This window comes from Nostoc sp. FACHB-133, assembly GCF_014698055.1.
GTDB lineage: Bacteria > Cyanobacteriota > Cyanobacteriia > Cyanobacteriales > Nostocaceae > Nostoc.
In genome coordinates, this window is sequence record NZ_JACJSH010000046.1 from 34273 (window position 1) to 56219 (window position 21947).

17 protein-coding genes are annotated in these 21947 nt (G+C 43.4%); 11 read left to right on the forward strand and 6 right to left on the reverse strand.

Annotated elements, in window-relative coordinates; translation table 11 throughout:
• The first annotated feature begins 428 nt into the window (after positions 1–428).
• Both H6G86_RS27765 and H6G86_RS27770 read left to right on the forward strand, forming a co-directional pair.
• Positions 429–1850 carry an AAA-like domain-containing protein gene (locus H6G86_RS27765; protein ID WP_313931465.1) on the forward strand — a complete coding sequence of 474 codons (1422 nt, stop codon included), beginning with the start codon at positions 429–431 and terminating at the stop codon, positions 1848–1850.
• On the forward strand, positions 1843–5529 hold the full coding sequence (locus tag H6G86_RS27770; protein WP_190937013.1) for a WD40 domain-containing protein: 3687 nt from the start codon (positions 1843–1845) through the stop codon (positions 5527–5529). The genes H6G86_RS27765 and H6G86_RS27770 overlap by 8 nt, the downstream gene beginning before the upstream one ends.
• A 583-nt stretch (positions 5530–6112) precedes the next feature.
• On the opposite strand, the gene H6G86_RS27780 is transcribed toward H6G86_RS27770, so the two are convergent.
• Entirely contained in the window at positions 6113–6985 is an 873-nt protein-coding gene (locus H6G86_RS27780; RefSeq protein ID WP_190937015.1) for an S-methyl-5'-thioadenosine phosphorylase, read from the reverse strand.
• 421 nt (positions 6986–7406) lie between these two features.
• Here H6G86_RS27780 and H6G86_RS27785 point away from each other — a divergent pair, with 421 nt between their 5' ends.
• Positions 7407–8531, forward strand: a complete 1125-nt coding sequence (locus H6G86_RS27785; protein WP_190937016.1) for a metallophosphoesterase family protein — start codon at positions 7407–7409, stop codon at positions 8529–8531.
• Positions 8532–8614: 83 nt separating this feature from the next.
• On the opposite strand, the gene H6G86_RS27790 is transcribed toward H6G86_RS27785, so the two are convergent.
• Positions 8615–8770: a hypothetical protein gene (locus tag H6G86_RS27790; protein WP_190937017.1), complete on the reverse strand. Its 156-nt coding sequence runs from the start codon at positions 8768–8770 to the stop codon at positions 8615–8617.
• Entirely contained in the window at positions 8751–9182 is a 432-nt protein-coding gene (locus H6G86_RS27795) for a nucleoside deaminase (RefSeq protein WP_012412799.1), read from the reverse strand. Before H6G86_RS27795 ends, H6G86_RS27790 begins: the two co-directional genes overlap by 20 nt.
• 16 nt (positions 9183–9198) lie before the next feature.
• Here H6G86_RS27795 and H6G86_RS27800 point away from each other — a divergent pair, with 16 nt between their 5' ends.
• The gene (locus H6G86_RS27800) at positions 9199–10122 is read left to right on the forward strand and encodes a nucleoside hydrolase (RefSeq protein WP_190937018.1); all 924 of its coding nucleotides are present in this window, start codon (positions 9199–9201) and stop codon (positions 10120–10122) included.
• A gap of 29 nt (positions 10123–10151) precedes the next feature.
• Here the strand turns inward: H6G86_RS27800 and H6G86_RS27805 are convergent, their stop codons facing one another.
• The 3 genes from H6G86_RS27805 to H6G86_RS27815 all read right to left on the reverse strand — a co-directional run bounded on the left by H6G86_RS27805 (position 10152) and on the right by H6G86_RS27815 (position 11528).
• Positions 10152–10412 (reverse strand): hypothetical protein, encoded by a 261-nt coding sequence (locus H6G86_RS27805; RefSeq protein ID WP_163932716.1) that lies wholly within the window; start codon positions 10410–10412, stop codon positions 10152–10154.
• A gap of 15 nt (positions 10413–10427) precedes the next feature.
• Positions 10428–10757: a flavoredoxin gene (locus tag H6G86_RS27810; RefSeq protein ID WP_190937019.1), complete on the reverse strand. Its 330-nt coding sequence runs from the start codon at positions 10755–10757 to the stop codon at positions 10428–10430.
• Between the two features lie 216 nt (positions 10758–10973).
• On the reverse strand, positions 10974–11528 hold the full coding sequence (locus H6G86_RS27815; RefSeq protein ID WP_190937020.1) for an NUDIX hydrolase: 555 nt from the start codon (positions 11526–11528) through the stop codon (positions 10974–10976).
• A 139-nt stretch (positions 11529–11667) separates the two neighbouring features.
• Between H6G86_RS27815 and H6G86_RS27820 the strand changes: the two genes are divergently transcribed.
• The 7 genes from H6G86_RS27820 to H6G86_RS27850 all read left to right on the forward strand — a co-directional run bounded on the left by H6G86_RS27820 (position 11668) and on the right by H6G86_RS27850 (position 21879).
• The gene (locus H6G86_RS27820; RefSeq protein ID WP_190937021.1) at positions 11668–12720 is read left to right on the forward strand and encodes a dipeptide epimerase; all 1053 of its coding nucleotides are present in this window, start codon (positions 11668–11670) and stop codon (positions 12718–12720) included.
• Entirely contained in the window at positions 12704–13750 is a 1047-nt protein-coding gene (locus H6G86_RS27825; RefSeq protein ID WP_190937022.1) for an N-acetyltransferase DgcN family protein, read from the forward strand. Before H6G86_RS27820 ends, H6G86_RS27825 begins: the two co-directional genes overlap by 17 nt.
• 539 nt (positions 13751–14289) lie before the next feature.
• Positions 14290–14460 (forward strand): photosystem II assembly protein Psb34, encoded by a 171-nt coding sequence (psb34, locus tag H6G86_RS27830; protein WP_163932704.1) that lies wholly within the window; start codon positions 14290–14292, stop codon positions 14458–14460.
• Between the two features lie 179 nt (positions 14461–14639).
• On the forward strand, positions 14640–15386 hold the full coding sequence (locus H6G86_RS27835) for a Uma2 family endonuclease (RefSeq protein WP_190937023.1): 747 nt from the start codon (positions 14640–14642) through the stop codon (positions 15384–15386).
• Positions 15387–15567: 181 nt separating this feature from the next.
• Positions 15568–17199, forward strand: coding sequence for a M48 family metallopeptidase (locus H6G86_RS27840; RefSeq protein WP_190937024.1), 1632 nt, complete (start codon positions 15568–15570; stop codon positions 17197–17199).
• Positions 17200–17279: 80 nt separating this feature from the next.
• Entirely contained in the window at positions 17280–18056 is a 777-nt protein-coding gene (locus H6G86_RS27845) for a COP23 domain-containing protein (RefSeq protein WP_190937025.1), read from the forward strand.
• A 799-nt stretch (positions 18057–18855) separates the two neighbouring features.
• On the forward strand, positions 18856–21879 hold the full coding sequence (locus H6G86_RS27850; RefSeq protein ID WP_242065004.1) for a phytase: 3024 nt from the start codon (positions 18856–18858) through the stop codon (positions 21877–21879).
• Positions 21880–21947: the final 68 nt, after the last annotated feature.

Sequence of the window (21947 nt, forward strand, 5' to 3'; positions counted from 1 at the left end):
TTAATGAGTCTTTTAGCTCCGTTAATGAGCCTTTTAGCTCCGTTAATGAGTCTTTTAGCTCCGTTAATGAGTCTTTGAACTCCGTGAGCAATTTTTTTGTGCTGTCGGTAATTGCCTGCAACTGCGCTGTAGTAAAGTGTAACTAATTGATAGCGCTGTGAATAAAATCCTAATTTGTTCAGCTAATCCTCAAAATAGGGAAAAAATGCCCTTGGATGACAAAGCACAGAATTACCCAACTTCTGTACAAAATTGACACGCAATTAGATAAGCTTTTCCACTCAAAAAGCTGAAGGAAGACAAGGTTAATAGTAATGTTAAACTCACAGGCTAAACGCATCTTCATCAGCTACAAGCGTAATGCTAGCCCCGATGAACCAGTAGCGCTCCAAGTCTTCCAAGCACTATCGCAGTAGCACAAAGTCTTTATCGACCAAACCATATCTGTTGGTACACGCTGGGCTGAATGTATTGAAGCAGAAATCCGCCAAGCTGATTTTTTGATTACTTTCCTTTCTGCTTTGTCAACTAGCAGCGAGATGGTGGTGGCAGAAATCGAGACAGCACACCACTTGGCAAAATCACAGTCAGGACGACCAATAATTCTCCCGGTGCGTCTGGCATATCAAGAACCGTTCCTGTATCCCTTGAGTGCTTACTTAAATGGGATTAATTGGGCGTTCTGGAAAGATGAAGAAGATACGCCACGCCTGATTGCAGAGTTGTTACAGGCTGTCTCTGGCGGTGCATTGGCTATCAGTGAAGAAAAATCGAAAGCAGATTTACTCCAAACGAGTCAGCCGTCACTCCTACCCCATCCCTTTCCTTCAGCACAACCTGTATCCCTGGAAATGCCCGAAGGGACAATGGAATCGCAATCTGCTTTTTACGTGGAACGCTCATCTGATGCACTTACTTTAGAGACTATTGAGCGGCAGGGTGTGACAATTACAATTAAAGGCCCCCGGCAAATGGGCAAAAGTTCTCTGTTAATCCGCACAATTAATACTGCTGTGAATGCAGGGAAGCGGGTTGCTTTGCTGGATTTCCAATTGTTTGATAAAGCTGCCTTAACTAATGCTGACCTTTTCTTTCGCCAGTTCTGTACTTGGTTAACCGATGAACTGGAAATGACTGACAAAGTTGATGAGTATTGGAATATGCCTTTGGGCAATAGTCAGCGTTGTACTCGCTATGTTGGCCGCTATTTGCTCAAGGAGTTTGGCAACCCCATTGTCTTAGCAATGGATGAAGTTGAAAGGGTCTTTGATACAGATTTTCGCTCTGATTTCTTTGGAATGCTGCGAAGTTGGCACAATAGCCGCGCCACTAATCCCATCTGGAAGCAACTAGATTTAGCGCTGGTTACTTCCACCGAACCCTACCAGCTAATTGATAATCTCAACCAATCCCCCTTTAATGTTGGGCTAGTAATTGATTTAGAAGATTTTACAGCAGCACAGGTTGCTGATTTAAACCGCCGTCATGGTTCACCCTTCAACGCTAGTGAAGAAAAGCAATTAATAGCGTTGCTAGGTGGACATCCTTACTTAGTACGCCTTGCACTTTACTCAGTTGCTAGCGATCGCTTCTATCCTACCGAATTATTTGCCAGTGCGATCGCAGATAATGGCCCCTTTGGCAATCATCTGCGTAACCACCTTTTCCGGCTGCATAACAAACAGGAGTTAGTTCACGGTATGTTCCAAGTGATTCACCAGAACACCTGTGAAGATGAGCGCATCTTTTTTCGCTTGCGGGGTGCGGGTTTAGTGCGCCGGGAAGGGCGTGTAGTGTTTCCGCGTTGTCAACTTTACACCGATTATTTCCGGGAGCATCTTCGTGGCTAATCCAAGCATTTACACTGTGGGGGGGACTGTACAGGCTGGCGGTGGCATTTACATTCCTCGTCAAGCTGATGAGGAATTGCTCGGTTTATGCCGGTCAGCAATATTCGCCTATGTGCTAACGCCGCGCCAAATGGGTAAGTCTAGCCTGATGGTACGCACGGCAGAAACATTAAGAGACGAAGAAATTCGCTCGGTAACTGTTGACCTCCAAGAATTAGGGGCAAATGTCACAGCCGAACAGTGGTATTTTGGCTTTTTGGTCAAACTGGAAGACCAACTCATGTTTGATACAGATGTAGTGAGTTGGTGGCAAGAACACGAGCATCTGGGAGTATCGCAACGGCTGACACAGTTTTTTGAGAAGGTTTTGCTGGCTGAGGTTGAGGGGCAAGTTGTGATTTTTGTGGATGAAATTGACTCTACCCTCAGCCTGGATTTTACGGATGATTTTTTTATCGCCATTCGTTATCTCTATGTTGCCCGTGCGACTAATCCTGAATTTGGGCGGCTTTCTTTTGTCTTAATGGGGGTAGCGACTCCTGGCGATTTAATCCGCGATGCCAAACGCACACCATTTAATATTGGACAGCGTGTAGATTTAACTGATTTTACCTTTGAGGAAGCTTTACCCTTCGCTGAGGGATTGGGATTACCCAGCAATGAAGCCAAGCAGGTATTACGCAAGGTGTTGAAGTGGACAGAGGGACACCCATATTTAACGCAGCGTCTCTGTGATGCCTTGGTTTTGATCCCCCCAACCCCCCTTAAAAAGGGGGGCAATGAACTTCCAGGTTTGGAGATTTCCCCAACCACCCTTAGCAATAGTTCTATTCTCCCCCCCTTTTTAAGGGGGGTTAGGGGGGATCGAGTCTTATCGGCAGCCGATGTAAACAGCATAGTGACCAGCACATTTTTTGGTGCGATGAGTGAGCAAGACAATAACCTGCAATTTGTCCGCGATATGCTCACCAAACGCGCACCAGACCCGGAAGTTTTGACTATTTACCGTGACATTCGCCGGGGTAAGCGGGAAGTTGTGGATGAAGAGCAGTCTTTAGCTAAATCTCACTTGAAGCTATCGGGTGTGGTGCGGCGAGAGAATAATGTTTTGCGGGTGCGGAATCAAATATATCGGCAGGTATTCGATTACAAGTGGATTAATAAACATTTGCCGTTTAACTTGCGGGATAGGTGGGAACAGCTTAAACCTGCACTGCCTTATGTGGCGATACTGGTAATATTTTCGGTTTTAATGACGGGAGTGGCTGTGTATGTGAATGGCGAACGTTTGACTGCCCAAAATGCCCGCACTAGAGAAGAACAACAGCGTCTAGAAGCAGAAACTCAACGCAATGAGGCAAAGCGTCAGGCTGAAAATGCGCGAATACAGCAGCAAAAAGCAGAGGAACAAAGCCGGGAGGCAGAAAAGCAAAAGCACTTTGCTAATCAGGAAAGTAAAAGAGCTAAAAAAGGAGAGGACGAAGCAAAGTCGGTACAACAATTAGCTGAAGAAAGGGGAACAAAGTTAGCAATTGCACTTGATAAAACAAAAACTGCTGAACAATTAGCTAAGGATAGACAGGCAGACGCTGAAAAGCAACGGGATTTTGCCAAGGTAAAAGAACAGGAAGCAATTGCCGCCAAAGCCGATGCAGATAAACGCCGTATAAATGCCGAAATTCTTGCCCAAAGCCTCAAATTACAAAACCTGATGACATTAAATTTAGAACCTGATACTTTAATAGCAGGCTTGAAGCTAGGAAAACGACTCAAAACTTCAGATAAAAATGTAGAATCGGATACCCGCGTTTTCGTAGTAGCTACACTCCAGCAGATAATTTATGGAATCAAAGAACGTAATCGGCTAGAAGGTCATAGCAGTTTGGTTTGGGGCGTGGCATTTAGCCCCGACGGTCAAACCATTGCCTCTGCTAGTGATGACAAGACGGTGAAGCTGTGGAATCGCAACGGGCAACTCTTACAAACTCTCACTGGTCATAGTGGTTCGGTTAGGGGCGTGGCATTTAGCCCCGACAGTAAAACCATTGCCTCTGGAAGTTTAGACAACACGGTGAAGGTGTGGAATCGCAACGGGCAACTCTTACAAACTCTCCAGGGTCATAGCAGTTCGGTTTATGGCGTGGTATTTAGCCCCGACGGTCAAACCATTGCCTCTGCAAGTTCTGACAATACGGTGAAGCTGTGGAATCGTAACGGGCAACTCTTACAAACTCTCCAGGGTCATAGCGATTCGGTTAGGGGCGTGGCATTTAGCCCCGACGGTAAAACCATTGCCTCTGCTAGTGATGACAAGACGGTGAAGCTGTGGAATCGCAACGGGCAACTCTTACAAACTCTCCAGGGTCATAGCAATTATGTTTCGGGCGTGGCATTTAGCCCCGACGGTAAAACCATTGCCTCTGCTAGTGATGACAAGACGGTGAAGCTGTGGAATCGCAACGGGCAACTCTTACAAACTCTCACTGATAGCAGTTTGGTTTATAGCGTGGCATTTAGCCCCGACGGTCAAACCATTGCCTCTGGAAGTTTAGACAGGACGGTGAAGCTGTGGAATCGCAACGGACAAGTCTTACAAACTCTCCAGGGTCATAGCAATTATGTTTCGGGCGTGGCATTTAGCCCCGACGGTCAAACCATTGCCTCTGCAAGTTCTGACAACACGGTGAAGCTGTGGAATGCCAACGGGCAACTCTTACAAACTCTCACTGGTCATAGCAATTCGGTTTATGGCGTGGCATTTAGCCCCGACGGTCAAACCATTGCCTCTGCAAGTTATGACAAGACGGTGAAGCTGTGGAATCGCAACGGGCAACTCTTACAAACTCTCCAAGGTCATAGCGATTATGTTTCGGACGTGGCATTTAGCCCCGACGGTCAAACCATTGCCTCTGGAAGTTTAGACAACACGGTGAAGTTGTGGAATCGCAACGGGCAACTCTTACAAACTCTCCAGGGTCATAGCAATTATGTTTCGGACGTGGTATTTAGCCCCGACGGTCAAACCATTGCCTCTGCAAGTTATGACAACACGGTGAAGTTGTGGAATCGCAACGGGCAACTCTTACAAACTCTCCAAGGTCATAGCAGTGAGGTTTCGGGCGTGGCATTTAGCCCCGACGGTAAAACCATTGCCTCTGCCAGTGCAGACAAGACGGTAAAGTTGTGGAATCGCAACGGGCAACTCTTACAAACTCTCCAAGGTCATAGCGATTCGGTTTATGGCGTGGCATTTAGCCCCGACGGTCAAAACATTGCCTCTGGAAGTTTAGACAAGACGGTGAAGCTGTGGAATCGCAACGGGCAACTCTTACAAACTCTCCAAGGTCATAGTTATTGGGTTTTTGGCGTGGCATTTAGCCCCGACGGTCAAACCATTGCCTCTGCAAGTTATGACAAGACGGTGAAGCTGTGGAATCGCAACGGGCAACTTTTACAAACTCTCCAAGGTCATAGCAGTGAGGTTTCGGGCGTGGCATTTAGCCCCGACGGTCAAACCATTGCCTCTGGAAGTTTAGACAAGACGGTGATACTGTGGAATCTCAATTTGGATGATTTAATGGTTAAGGGTTGTACTTGGGTGCGCGATTATTTGCAAAATAACCCCAATGTGAGTAAGAACGATCGCCATCTATGTGATGATATTGGTACACGCAGGTAATAAACCTCTCCCTGCCTTGAAATAAAGTTCAAGTTTCTCTCCGACTCGGAGAGGGACGATTTTGCTTAGTAAAACCAGGGAGAGGTCTTTGATTGAGCTACGCAAAGAGATTTCTGTAATGAGCAGCCCCAACTTAGAATAAATCTGTCAGACACCACGAACAAGCAAAGCTTCATAACGAAATTTATGCGTTTGTTGATGAAACTCATGCCTTTGTTGATGAAAGCTTATATGTTTACGTGTTATCACTTATATGATTTTATAATAATGGTACGTCACTGAAGAATCTGATAGTGCGTAAGTGTAGCCCTTCTCTACGAGAGGCTGCGCTCAGGAACCACCCGTTGTAGCGATCGCTTTTGCTCTAATACGGTTCGGTTAAGGTTTTTAATAAAATAATGAAAATTCTATATCGCGTCTTTGTGATAAATCATCACAAAGACGCGATAAATCGCCGTCTCTACAATAATCAGTTTTTCGTAGAGATGGTGATAAATCGTGTCTCTTGCCTTAACCCAACAGTATTAGCTCTTGATGTAATCTGAGAAAATACGTTGTAGACATTGCTAATTCACCACCAATATTACAAATACTTCTGCAACAATAACCCTAACTTTTCCTTTGTCGCTGCTGGTGCTTTATCCAACGGAGTCAAAATCGCATACTGCAACGCCGAATGCGCCTCACTCGGTGGGGGATTTTCACTCAAGCGCCGCACAGTTTCTTGAATCACCTTTTGAGCATTCACAGCATTCCGCAGCAAATTGCCAATTACCAATTCCACCGTCACACTGTCATGGTCTGGATGCCAACAATCATAATCTGTCACCAGCGCTAAAGTTGCATAAGCAATTTCCGCTTCTCTTGCCAACTTCGCCTCTGGTAAATTCGTCATTCCAATGATTGTTGCATCCCAACTACGGTAAAGATTCGATTCTGCCTTAGTGGAAAAAGCTGGCCCTTCCATGCACACATAAGTGCCGCCGCGATGGAGAGTAACTTCTGGTAAATTGAGAGATGCGATCGCATCTGCCAATACAGCAGCCAAGTTCTTACAAATCGGATCGCCAAAGGCAATGTGAGCTACAATTCCCTCACCAAAAAACGTTGAAATCCGATTTTTCGTTCTGTCAATAAACTGATCTGGCACCACCATATCCAGTGGTTTCGCCTCTGCTTTCAAGGAACCTACAGCACTAGCTGAAATTAAATACTCCACACCCAATTGCTTCATCGCATAGATATTAGCGCGAAACGGTAACTCAGAGGGTAACAGCGTGTGATTGCGGCCATGACGCGCCAAAAAAGCTACCCGTGTCCCATCCAAAGTTCCCAGAATCAAAGCATCAGATGGTGAACCAAAGGGAGTTTGGATATGTACCTCTTCGACATCTTTGAGCGCGTCCATTTTATACAGACCACTGCCACCAATAATCCCAATACTAGCTTGAGCCATGATTCTGAACCTGTTCCTTGCTGATCTGCTAAGTTATTTTACCGAAAAGGGGAGTAGCAGAGAAGCCAAGAAACAAAGCAATGTCTACGACAGGTGGTTCCTGAGCGCAGCCTCTGGTAGAGAAGGGCTACGCTTACCGATTTCGTGCTGCTAACAATATTGAATTGTTTGCGTGCAGATAGAAGCGATCGCTCAGTTATTTAATCGTTGATTATTAAATCTTTAAAATCAAATCTCCGATAGTTTTTGCAGATTAATGGTTATATTCAGCCTCGAAATTAATTGTCACCATAGCGTGTAATCAATGCTTAATGTATACAAATATTAAGTAGATGTACTCCTGAGCAGCGAAACAAACCAAGCGTTATACTTTTGGGAAAAGGCTTATTTTAACCCCTGCTTTTAACATTTTCATAAATCAATGACTCTCAATTTTCGCTTTGCGGTAGTCAGCGACTTGCACCTGGCACTTCCTCACACAATCTGGGATCATCCTAGCCGTTTTCATCTGGTAGAAGTCAGTATATCGGCGTTTCAAAGTGTACTGGAACATTTAATACAACTCGATTTAGATTTCTTATTGTTGCCAGGAGATTTAACCCAGCACGGCGAACCAGAGAACCACGCCTGGTTAAAACAATGTTTAGCCAAGCTACCTTTTCCCGTCTATGTTGTTCCTGGTAATCATGACGTTCCCGTGATGTTGGCCGATCAACAATCAATCGCTTTTGCGGATTTTCCCTACTATTACACAAAGTTTGGCTATGAAGATCCGCAGCAAATGTACTACATTCGTCAGTTACTCCCTGGAGTTAAGCTGATTGGACTGAATTCTAACTTCTTTAATGACCAGGGTGAGCAAGTGGGGTGTTTGGATGCCAAACAGCTACGGTGGTTAGAAGAGGTGCTGGCGGCATCTGTTGATGAATTAGTTTTGGTGATGGTGCATCATAATGTGGTCGAGCATTTACCCAATCAAGCGAACCATCCACTGGCAAATCGCTATATGTTATCCAATTCAGCAGAACTGTTACAGTTGCTGAGGCGCTACGGAGTCAAGCTAGTATTTACGGGGCACTTGCACGTTCAGGATATTGCTTACTCAGATGGAGTATATGATATTACCACTGGTTCTTTAGTGAGCTATCCTCACCCTTATCGGGTGCTAGAGTTTCATCGGGATAACCAAGGTAAAGAATCGTTGCAAATTGTATCCCATCGGGTAGAGTCAGTGCCTGATTTTCCCGACTTGCAACACTCATCGCGGCAATGGATGGGCGATCGCTCTTTTCCCTTTTTAGTCAAGCTACTAACTCATTCTCCATTAAACTTACCAGTATCACAGGCGAAAAGATTAGCTCCTAGTTTGCGAGACTTCTGGGCAACTATTGCCGATGGAGATGCAGTATTAGACTATCCCCAGTTTCCATTAGAAGTGCGTCGCTATATTGAGACTTATAGTGCATCAGCACAGTCCAACCCAGGCATGGCCACTGGTGGAACTCTTACACTGATTGATAATAACAGCACACTTTTGCTGCGTTAGGAGTGATGAGTATCCGTGTGAAGGTAACTTTTTTGTCTGGGTAGAATGCTTGGCAGTCGAGTAGCTGATTCTGCTGTATTTTTTTAGATTGCGATCGCCTCCGGCGGGCGGTTACGCCATCGCTCCTGCCATAATTTTCTTATCAAAAGTTCCCAAGACGCTTGCAAATCTTGTACAGACGCGATTAATCGCGTCTCTCTTGTACGATTAATCGCGTCTCTAATTACCGATATCTTCATTCCAAAGTTCGGGATTCGTTTCAATAAACTCACTCATCATTTGTTCGCAATCGTCAAGATTAAGATCAATTACTTCCACACCGTGAGATACCATAAATTCTTTAGCACCAGGAAAAGTTTGGGATTCTCCGACGATGACTTTTTTAATACCAAATTGCACCACTGCCCCAGCGCACAGGTAACACGGCATTAAAGTTGAATAGAGTGTAGTGCCTCTGTAGCTGCCAACTCTCCCAGCATTGCGGAGACAATCGATTTCCGCGTGCGTGACAGGATCGCCATCTTGTACACGTTTATTGTGTCCTCTGCCGAGAATTTTGCCATCCTTGACGAGAACCGAACCAATAGGAATTCCACCTTCTTCTCTCCCTTGTTTTGCTTCTTGAATAGCAGCTTCCATAAACTCATCCATATTAATATCTCCTTTTATGTCAAAACAACTTGTATTAATGGATCACGATGGCGGTGTAGATGACTATCTGGCAACTATGCTGCTGTTGACGATGGATCATATCGAACTCCTTGGTGTTGTCGTTACTCCAGCAGATTGCTACATTCAACCGGCTGTTAGTGCCACACGTAAAATTCTCGATTTGATGGGATTTTCTCATATCTCGGTTGCAGAAAGCACTGTGCGCGGCATCAATCCATTTCCTACTCTCTATCGCCGTGATTCCTTTATCGTTGACCATCTCCCCATTCTCAATCAAAACGAAACCATTACTACGCCTTTGGTTGCCGAAACAGGTCAAGATTTCATGATTAAGGTGTTGCGTGAGGCATCAGACCCCGTAACGTTGATGGTAACTGGGCCGTTGACCACCGTTGCAGTAGCTTTAGACAAAGCACCGGATATTGAAGCCAAGATTCACAAAATTGTGTGGATGGGAGGTGCTTTGAATGTCGGTGGCAATGTAGAAAAAAGTTTAGAACCTGGACAAGATGGTTCTGCCGAATGGAATGTTTATTGGGACGCAGTTTCAGCCGCGCGGTTATGGGAAACACAAATTGAAATTATTATGTGTCCTTTGGATTTAACTAATAATGTTCCAGTCACATCAGAATTAGTGCAAAAAATGGGGCGACAACGCCACTATCCCATCTCTGATTTAGCCGGACAATGTTATGCGCTAGTTATTCCCCAAGATTATTATTTTTGGGATGTGCTGGCCACAGCTTATCTAGGACACCCAGAATTTTATCAATTACGCGAATGGGAAACAGAAATTATCACTACTGGAGTCAGTCAGGGGCGGACTAAAGTGGTTTCTGGCGGGCGGAAAATTTATGCGATGGATAAAGTAGATAAAAACGCTTTTTATACTTATATCTTGCAGCAATGGGCAAGATAAAAACCTAAAAAATTAGGTGGCGTGGATACTCAAACTTGTGCCTGCACAACAAAATTCTCAACTTGTGTGATTCGATCCCAATCAATGGCAGCAACCCACAACTTCTCCTCTTCGGAGAACTGCACCACTCCATCAACTTCCAAATCCTCGCTATATATCGTGAGTAACTGCCCATCTCGTAGCTCAATACTTTGATTCGCTAAGTCTTCGATTGTACCAATACAGTTCAAACGCAAACGCCCTTCAGCATCAGCATTATGAAAATCTGCAAAAACTCTAGGGTTAATCATTCTATGTGATCCAAACTATAACTGCTGCTTTGCTGGATTTGGAACAGTAGGTGTAAGGAGTTGACTAACTTGCTGCGGGTTTAAACCCCTTAATGTTGCATGATTAGCACTTCTACCGGATGTTCGGATTACATCACCACTTGCTTGGCGAACCTTGCCAACTGTTGTTACACCAATCTGACCATGAGGAATACTCGATGCCAACTCCGCTACTGATGATCCTACTGCACATTCCACAGAAATTCCTGTTATGCCACTGGGATGAGTACCTATTCCACGTCGAATATCTTCTGGACTATTACGCCCTCCCCGAACTACCAATGCTTCATCTGGAATTATTGTCACAAGTGTAGTGTTTTTGATTAAAGATTAGAATTTGACCGATACTTCATGGATTGCATTGTATGCTACAAATTTAAAGAATCGTTAGGCTGTTATGCGTAACTATATGTCAATTGAAGTAGTTGAAATTACCTCTGATCAATTAAATCAGATACTCATAGCTCAGGAAAGCCACTATCTCAAGCATTATTCTTGTTAAAGCCAAAAAAGCTATATTGATTATTGAGAAGTGATAAACTTTAAACCTAAGAAGAGAGCCGCAACAGTTCCTGCCACAGAAATTTCACCTTGGGCAATTTTATCTAAAACTGATTCTACAGGGATAAATACAATTTCAATATCTTCGGTAATATCGAGTTTTTGCTCTCCAAATTTGCTCACCTTCTCTGCTAGAAATAAATGTATTTGATTGGTATCTTTACTCGGCTTATCGTATAAAGTTCCGATTTTTCTAAATTCTTGGGATATATAACCAGTTTCTTCTGTAAATTCTCTAATTGCTGCCACTTCTGCACTCTCTTTTGTAGGATCAAAATTTCCTGCTGGCAGTTCTAAGAAAAATTCACCCACTGCGTGTCTATATTGCCGGACAAAAATAATTTCTCTATTACTCGTAACGGGTAAAACCATCGCCACATCAGGCTTAATACTGACAAAATAATCATCTATAATTTTGCCATTGGGCAATTCTATTTCATCTTGCCTAACCTGACACCAGGGGTTATCTAAAACCATTTTTGATTTTAAAGTCTTCCACTTTTTTAAGTTGCTCATAAATCAAGTAAAAAATAAAATTATGTATAAAAACTTTAGTAACTAAGCAATGAATGTAAAAAAGTATAACAGATACATCCGATAATCTAAACTTTGAACTTACACTTACTTTTGCAATAACATAATATGCAGAATTATTATGCAAATAAATGTAAATTTATTTACAGTAAATAAAAGATTTCCGTTGACCATTAGTCGGGGTACAACGGCACAGACAACGAATGTATGGGTGAAGATTTCAGATGATGGTATCGAAGGCTGGGGGGAAGCATCGCCATTCGGTGTGGGTAATCATCGGCAATCAACTGATGTAATCAAAAATGCTCTAGAGCAAGTTGTCCCACTGTTGCAAACATTCAGCCCTTTACAACGGCAGGAAATTGAGCAAGTTTTAATACAAAACCAGGTTCCTTCTGCTGCAAGAGCTGCTTTGGATATAGCAATGTACGACTGGTTAGGTAAGCGCGTAGGATTACCTTTGTGGCAAATTTGGGGACTCGATCGCAATCAAATAGTCCCAACTTCAGTCACAATTGGGATTAATTCGCCCGAAGGTGCGATCGCAAGAGCGCGAGACTGGTTACAATTTACCGATGTCCGCCTTTTCAAGGTGAAGTTAGGCAGTCCAGATGGCATAGATGCAGATAAAAAAATGCTATTGGCAGTGCGAGAAGAAGCACCGGAACCAGAGCTTTTCGTTGATGCCAACGGGGGTTGGAGTTTAGAAGATGCGATCGCAATGTGCAATTGGCTGGCTGATTTAGGTATAAAGTATGTAGAACAGCCATTGCCACGGGGTCAGGAAAAAAGTTTAGCAAAACTCAAAGAACACTCTCCCCTACCCATCTTTGTCGATGAAAGTTGCTTCACAAGCTCTGATATTCCCGATTTGGCAAATTACGTGGATGGTATTAATATCAAACTGATGAAATCAGGGGGACTAACAGAAGCGATGCGAATGGTACATACAGCACGAGCATATCGGTTGCAAGTAATGTTCGGTTGCTATTCTGATAGCTCCCTAGCTAATACAGCAGCATTACAGCTAGCGCCACTAGCTGATTATTTAGATTTAGACAGTCACCTCAACTTAATCGATGATCCTTTTACAGGTGCATTGCTAAAAGAAGGTAGAGTTTTGCTAAACGATTTACCAGGTTTGGGGGTAAAACACAGTGCGTCTACCACTTAATCAACGAGTAGCTATCTTATTACATGAAGGAACTACTGGGGCTCACGGCAAAACAGGACTCGCAATTTTACGTTACAGCGAAGCACCAATTGTAGCCGTCATCGATCGCGAATGTGCTGGCAAATCTCTGACAGAATTAACAGGTATCAAACGTGATGTTCCGATTGTGGCATCGGTAGCCGCAGCCCTAGAGTACAAGCCAGAAGTTTTGGTAATAGGCATTGCTCCAAGTGGTGGTGCTATCCCAGATGATTTTTGGGTGGAAATCAAAGACGCTCTAGAAGCTGGGATGTCGTTGGTGAATGGTTTGCATACACCAATGGCAAATATACCAGACTTAAATGTACTGCTTAAACCAGGGCAACTAATTTGGGATGTCCGCAAAGAGCCACCTAATATAGGTGTGGCTAGTGGAATAGCACGCACGCTTCCGTGTCGACGGGTGTTGACAGTGGGAACCGATATGGCGATCGGTAAAATGTCAACTAGCCTACAGTTACATTGGGCATCAAAACTGCGGGGCTGGCGTTCTAAATTTCTCGCCACAGGTCAAACTGGGATGATGTTAGAAGGGGATGGTGTGCCTTTAGATGCCGTGCGGGTAGACTTTGCTGCTGGTGCTGTGGAACAAGTAGTCATGCGCTACGGCAAAAACTATGACATCTTGCACATTGAAGGGCAAGGTTCACTGCTACACCCTGGTTCAACGGCAACCCTACCCCTGATTCGTGGTTCCCAACCAACTCAACTGGTGTTAGTCCATCGGGCGGGACAAGTTCATGTCCGCAATCATCCCCATGTAATAATTCCACCTTTACCAGAGGTAATTCGTCTTTATGAAACCATTGCTAGTGCAGGTGGCGCTTTTGCAAGTGTGCCTATTGTAGGTATAGCACTTAACACAGCACATTTAGATGAATCTGCGGCTGAGGAAAGCATCGCTCAAATAACAGCAGAAACCGGGCTACCTTGCACCGATGTAGTCCGCTTTGATGCCAATGTGCTTTTGGATGCAGTGATGAAGAATTAGATGGTTAGAGAGAGGCGATAAATCGCCGTCTTTACAATAGACATCTGGTGAAAATGAATGTAAAGACGTTGCAATGCAACGTCTCTACAAAGGACTTACGCCAAAAATAGCCCAAACCGTTATTTTCCAGGTAGGGGTAATTCATGAATTACCCCTACCGCGTGTAGTTTTGCGTAAGTCCTATTTTTTATACAATTTTGGATTTTAGATTTTGCAATTGAAAAATTGCGTAATATATGGCATTTTCGGCGGCTGGGGTAGCTTCACGTCAGTCCCCTATGCCTGATAAGTCAATACAGTTCAGTTAAGCATCTCTTTCTTCTCTCTGCGTTCTCTGCGCCTTCTCTACGAGACGCTGCGCGAAGGCGGTTCGTTAAAAAAACGACTTTGGTAACAGAGTTTTAGCCTTAACTGAACCGTATTGCCTGATAAGTTACTTTTATTAAAATAATTAGCCCTTTCTTGTCAAGTCCTCTTGACGTTTCGTTACAATTCTGTTAAATTTAGTTACATAAGTAAACAAAAGAAGAGAAAAAAATATGTACACCACTGTAAATGAAGACGGCATTCTCAATAACTACGCAGCTGAACCCAAGGTTTACTACGCCGAGTACCCAGCAATTTGGGAACAACGTAAATACGTTTTACAAGGTCTTTTTGCGACTTTAATTATTACAACTTTAGTTTTAATTGGTTTTAGCGTTAGCTAAGATTTTCAATTTCGGTATCGCTGTATCTCATTGTCATTCGTACCTCTCTCTCTTACCCCGGTTAGTTTCGCCGGGGTTTTTTGTGTTTTACTGCTGTGCAATCGCATCTCAAACTACGACGTTGTAGAATAAATGCGATCGCTCATAAAATAAAGACAAATCAATAAAAAGGGGTGTTTATGACAACCCAACTCGGTGAAACCAAATCTTCAACAGAACTGGTAATATCTTGGGAAGCGTTGCCCGCAGATTTTCAGTTAGAGGATGAACCAGTGGAAAATACAGGTCAGCCACTATTAGCTGGTGCTTTGCGCGAAAGCCTTGAGATAAGCGGTTTCATCCAACCGCAGATGTTGATAGCCTCAAATTTTGGACTTTGTGCAACAATAAACGGGCAATTTGTTGCTAAAGCACCCAACTGGGTTTATGTGCCATCGGTAAATCAAGTTTTAGGCGAACGCAAAAGCTATACACCCAATTTAGATGGGGATATTCCGGCAATTGTGATGGAATTTCTATCTGACGCTGAGGGTGGAGAATACTCTTTTAAGCGAACCTATCCACCAGGAAAATGGTTTTTTTATGAGCAGATTCTTCAAGTTCCAATTTACGTAATTTTTGACCCAAATGGCGGTTTGTTAGAATTTTACCAACTCGAAAACAGCCACTACGAGTTAAAGCAACCTGATGAAAATGGTCGTCATTGGATTGATTCAATGGGTTTATTTCTGGGAACTTGGCAAGGAACAAAGGAAGCTAGAACTGGTTACTGGTTGCGCTGGTGGAATGAGGCAGGTAATTTGTTGCTTTGGGCGGTGGAACAAATTGAACAAGAACGCCAGCGTACCGAACAGGAACGCCAGCAAAAAGAACGGCTAATTGTCTATTTACAATCTCAAGGTATTGATCCAAATAATCTGCGTTAGCATATATAAGCAAAATTTTCAAGTATTTGAGTGACTCAGTTTAAGCAAATAAGTACTGGGATGCCTCACAGAACAGTTCGCGGTTCGCGTAGTGTCTCACAAAAAACACATCGCTATATGCGTATTTTGCTAATTGCTCATAAAATTTAAAAAAGAGCCTTTTGCATACGTGGGCCCAAGTATGAAACGAATCTGGAAGTCTTTGCTTCTAGCCTGGAAGTGGGTATTACTTTCAGTTGCTACATCAATTTTGATAATCCTGACGCAGCCAACACCCCTTCTGGCACAAGAACCTGCTACTTCTACCACTATTGAAACGACAAAGCCCAATTCAGAAACAACTAAAGTTCAAAAGTTACGGGAAGCGCTGCAACGTTCATCAACGCCAGAAGCACCAAAACCCGCCCCTGAAGTTTCCGAACCGAAAAAGCCAGAATCGTCACAGGAACCCCCACTCAGCCCGGAAGAACTCACCCGTCAGCTAAAATTTATAGAAGCGGATAAACTTTATCTGGCGGGACAAATCCCAGAGGCGGAAAAAATTTACCGCGAAGTTAAGCAGCCTTTTGGTAAAACATCAGATAATCAACAGCGTAAAGCTGCCATACTCGACCCCACGCAACTATCCCCAGGAGGTAAAGTCTACTGGCGAGAATCAGAGGCAGGGATAGCACAAAAGTTGCAAACAAAAACTTTAGTACCTCTGCAACTATTAGTTGAGCAATATCCTGAATTTATCCCTGGCCATATCCGATATGCTGAAGCGTTGAAACAATACGATCGCACTAAAGAAGCATTAGATATATTAGAACGGGCTTCTTCGCTGTATCCAGATCAACCAGAATTAATCAAAGCTAGAATTACAGCCCTAGCTGGTGATAAAAAATGGATGGAAGCGTCTTTAGCAGCGCGTCAATTTGCTATTCTCAACCCAAAAAATCCCCAAGCGCCTGAGTTTACAAAACTAGCAGAGGAAAATCTGAACCTTTACAAAACTTATACACAAAGAGAAATTAGAGGCAATGTCATCGGTAATATTATTACAGGTGCTTTAGGTTATGCCGTCACTGGCAGTCTGCTTGGCCCGTTTTCTGCCCTTGACTCTACCATCATGCTGTTACAAGGTGAACAAGCCATAGGAGAATCGGTGGCAAAGCAGGCAAAAAAACAGCTGGGTGTAATTATAGACGAAGATATTTTGGCATACGTCAATGAAATTGGACAGAAATTGGCGAAGGTAGGAGGACGGGACGAGTTTAAATACGAATTCTTTGTGATTCCAGAGGAAAGCCTTAACGCCTTTGCATTACCTGGGGGTAAAATTTTTATTAATGCAGGTGCGATCGCTAAAGCTAATTCCGAAGCAGAATTAGCTGGGTTAATGGGTCATGAATTATCCCATGTACTTTTATCCCACACTTTTCAATTAGTCAGCGAAGGCAACCTGATCTCTAACGTTACCCAATATCTACCTCTGGGCGGCACCATCGGTCAACTGTTTGCACTCAGTTACAGCCGCGACATGGAACGTCAGGCAGATAATCTCGGCACACGCCTAATTGTTGCCACTGGCTACGCTGCTGATGGCTTGCGTAACTTAATGGTGACGCTAGAAAAACAGCAAAAAAATGCCCCTCCTAGTTGGCTATCTTCGCACCCAGGCGGCAATGAGCGAGTTAGTTATTTAGAAAACCTCATTACCCGTAATAGCTACAACCGTTACGCCTATGAAGGAGTGGAGCGTCATCTAGAAATTAAAGCACGGGTGAAAAAGCTACTCGAAGAGAAAAAAGCAACAGAGGAAAAAAAATAGCGTTTTTAATGAATCAAAATAGAGAATTATTCGTCACTTAAACTATCAATTCCCTACTTATTTCTACTGGAGGATGATTTATGTCATCACAACTACTGCGATTGATATCTTTGGGTAGTATTGGCTTATCTTTGTGTCTGGGCAATTCGGCAGCAATGGCACAATATGACTCTACTGGTGACGGTGTAGTAGTACCAACAGTCCCATCAGGTGGCTCATCAGTCCCAATAGACACATCAACAGGTATACCCCCTTCACCCTCATCTGACGGTACAACCCGGTTTACCTGCCAGACTTACAACGGTCAGTATACCGTTATGTATCAGCCACAAAGTCAACCAGGACAATTCTTTCCTTGGGCAGCACCTGCGGCTTTGGGCGGTGGTTGGGATGCACAGAGACGTTGTGCAACAATTGCTAGTCGCTTAGAACTTTATCGTCCAGATGGTTTACAAGAACTCCAGACATCTGTAGAAAATAACGAAAATATTGTCTGCGTCACAACAGAAGCTAACCCAAGCTGTAGAATTGTGCTGACAGTACCCCGTGGGAAAGATCCTGTTGTAATCCGTAATAGCATTTTTCAGAACTTGACTACTGCTGACAACGGACAGCAGACTATAGCCGTTAACACTTATGGCGATCGCAGTAGTGGAGGGAATGAATTATATAATTTAGGACGTACACTTCTAGGGAGTGGCAATAATCGGATTAGTTCATCTAGAAGTGGCATTAATCTAAAGCCTTTCCTTGATCGCAAAGATGGTGGTACTGGAAACAATTTGCGGAATGGAGTAGCAATTCGTCGTCAGTCTCAGCCTAACTCTGTTCGCTTAAAACCTGGTAATTTCCGCTAATGTTTGAATTACTCAACATATCAGAACAATTTCGCCAAAACTAAAAGATATCGTTTTTTCGGTCGCGGTAATACTAAAATACAGATTTACATTAAGGTGGGTAAACAGCCCACCTTATTTTATATCGGGTGAAATATCTATCATTAAGAGGATGTTTGAAAATTATTATTGGTATCAAAAATTTTAAATCATCTAAATTATCCAATAAAATTAAGGGTGGTTAAGGTAAATTTAAAAGTACCTCAAATCACAGTGAAACAATTTTCAAACAACTTGATACTTATTTATAGAAAGATATATACAGGATCAGATATAGGTTGGTTTGAGGAACGAAACCCAGCATCATCAAGCCTTTTTTTGTTTATCAACTCAACCGACTATTCTGCTTAACCCAAGCGGATTGGGATATATGACTGAGAATAATTGCTGTGGAAAAAATATCTCTAAACCTACAATTATTTTTATCTTAACCTTTTGCTAGCTGTTCCTTAATCTAAACAGTATACTTTGAGATTGCCCAATTAAGAACTCATACAAAAAGTTACATAGCTGTCTTCTAACAATCTCTAATAACAGTGAATTGGAAGGCACATTTTATATTGTCCATGTTGATAATGCGAACTCTCTAAACTGCAAAGATGCACTTCGCAATTAACGGTCTCTTACTGGCAATATAAATGACATTTACACTCAAAATTTTCCCCACTTTTACAGCGATTTGATTGGGCAACTTTGTTCTGTGGTTGCCGCAGATAAACACTAATCTTTGCAAAACTTGAATCTACCCCAGCACTAACTTATGGTAAATAATAATACAATCCGCTTTTCCCAATTTAATGCTTCTCTAAACCGCAGCGCTCAAGGTAAATTAGCAGCCGATTTGTCAACCCCCGATAATGCTCAGGCAAAAGCTGTTGCAGAAATTATCCAGCGTAACAACCCAGATGTGCTGCTAATTAATGAGTTTGACTACTCCCAAGAGGCAGTGAAACTATTCCAGCAAAATTATTTAGCTATAAGTCAAAACGGTACGACTCCCGTTAACTACCCCTACTTCTATATTGCTCCCTCCAACACAGGTATTGCCTCTGGTTTTGACTTAAACAACAATGGCGCAGTAGTTACAACACCAGGCACATCAGGATATGGCGATGATGCCTTCGGCTTTGGTGATTTTCCTGGCCAATACGGGATGTTACTGTTATCCAAATATCCCATCGACACTGCCAACGTCCGCACCTTCCAAAACTTCCTCTGGAAGGATATGCCCAATGCTTTGCTTCCCGATGATCCCAATACACCAGAGCTAAATGATTGGTATTCTCAGGAGGAACTATCAGTTCTACGCCTCTCTTCTAAAAGCCACTGGGATGTACCCATCCAAGTAAACGGCGAGACAATTCATGTCCTTGCTAGCCACCCTACACCCCCAACTTTTGATGGTGCGGAAGACCGTAATGGTAAGCGCAACCACGACGAGATTCGCTTATGGGCAGATTATATTACTCCTGGTAATGGTAATTACATTTATGATGACCAGGGAAAAACGGGCGGGATTGCTTCTGGTTCAAGCTTTATGATTGTGGGCGATCAAAATGCAGATCCGTTAGATGGTGATAGTTTTGACAATGCTATTCGCCAACTGTTGCAAAATCCCAATATCAATACTAATGTCATCCCTACCAGTCTTGGTGGTGTCCAACAAGCAGACTTGCAAGATGGTGCAAACGCTAGCCAAAAAGGTAATCCTAGCTTTGACACCGCAGACTTTGCTGATACGGCTCCGGGAAATCTGCGTACTGATTACGTGCTACCCTCCGTTGATCTGAAAATTAGCGACTCAGGAGTATTTTGGCCGCTAAATACTGACCCGACATTCTCCTCAGTTGGTACTTTCCCTTTCCCCAGTTCTGACCATCGCTTAGTGTTCGCAGATGTGCAAACTGGGGCGACTCAAGCAGGTAAAACTATTCCCAGTGTGGGATTTGAACGACAAACTATTTTTCCTACTAGCTTTATTCCAACTGGTGCGGCGGGAACAGTGAATGGGGCACCGATTCCAGTGGGTGGACTATCTGGTGTCACCTACGATGCAGCTAACAACCGCTACTACGGTATCTCAGACGATCGCTCTCAAGTTGCCTATGCCCGTTTTTATACCTTCACTACTGCCGATTCCGGGGTGACTTTTACTAACGTCACACCATTGAAAGATACCAACGGCAACTTTTTTGCAATCAACAGCCTTGACCCAGAAGGTATTGCTTTAACTAACAATGGTACAGTCTTTATCTCTTCCGAGGGGGAAGTTAATCCTACTGTTGGTCGTGTTACTAATCCCTTTATTAAAGAATTTTCCCTAACTACAGGGCAAGAAGTAGGATCGCTTTTTGTCCCCAGCAAATTCCTGCCAGTAGTTGAAGATACCAACAAAAATGGTATTGTAGATGCCGGAGATACGCAGACATCAGGCGTATACAATAACTTAGCCTTTGAAAGCCTCACCATCACACCCGACCAGAAAACCCTATTCACTGCCACCGAAAACGCCCTCTCCCAAGATGGATTAAAAGCTTCACTCACCAGTGGTAGCCCATCCCGGATTCTGCAATACAATCTATTTACTGGACAACCAGAAAAAGAATACCTCTACATTACCGATGCCATTCCCGAAGCACCAAACCCAAGCACAGGCTCTGCTGACAATGGTTTGGCAGATTTGCTAGCAATAGATAATCGTGGTACTTTCCTGGCGTTGGAACGCTCCTTTGCCCAAGGTGTAGGCAATACCATCAAAATCTACGAAGTTTCTTTGCAAGGTGCAACTGACATCAGTTTCTACGATTCTCTCAATAATTTGAGTGCGGAACAACTAGCAGCTATTAAACCCGCTCAAAAACGTCTGCTGTTGAATTTAACCGATCTGAATTTACCTACCGATGCCAATCACCCGATTATAGGAGTGGATAATATAGAAGGTCTTGCCTTCGGTTCTAAACTAGCAGATGGTCGTCAATCCATTGTGCTGGTGAGTGATAACAACTTTGGTAGCACCCAATATACCCAAATCCTCACCTTGGGTGCAGACTTGGTTCCAACTGCTGCACCTACAGTAGAAACTCGTCCCGATTTATTGGACGATGAAGATCCAGCATTACCTGCTGTAGATCAGAATGCCGATGCTGACGATCCTGCAATCTATGTTAATGCCACAAACTCTGCCGATAGTCTAGTACTAATCTCAGTTAAAAATGCCGGACTGCGGGTTTATGACTTGTCTGGTAATTTGTTGCAGACAGTTAATCCCGGTGGCATTCGCTACAACAACATTGACCTGCAATACGGTTTTAAATTAGGCAATCAATCGATTGATATTGCCGTAGCTAGCGATCGCAACAATGATAAACTAGCAATCTTCAAAATTAACCCCAACCCCAGTAACCCTGGTCAATATCTGGAAAATATCACCGATAGCAATATTGGTACTATCTTCCAAGCATCACCTTTTGAACCTCCTTATTCTGCATCAACTCGCAGTTCTTACGGACTTACCTTATACCGTAGCCCCGTAACTAATGATTACTATGTCTTTACCAGTCGTCGCCAAACTGGAGACATAGCTCAGTTCAAATTGATTGACAAAGGTAATGGCACAATTGGGGCTGAACTAGTGCGAGAATTCACCGTGCCAACAATTGAGGGTCGCGATCCCCAAACCGAGGGTATGGTGGTAGACCAGGAAACTGGCTTCCTTTACATCGGACAGGAAAATGTAGGTATCTGGAAGTTTGATACTGCTGGCGAAATATTGCTTAACAAATAAGTTGGCTCCATCAAGAGTTATTTAGGATCTAAAAAGCGATCGCTTGAGGTATGATTCGATGTCACTGA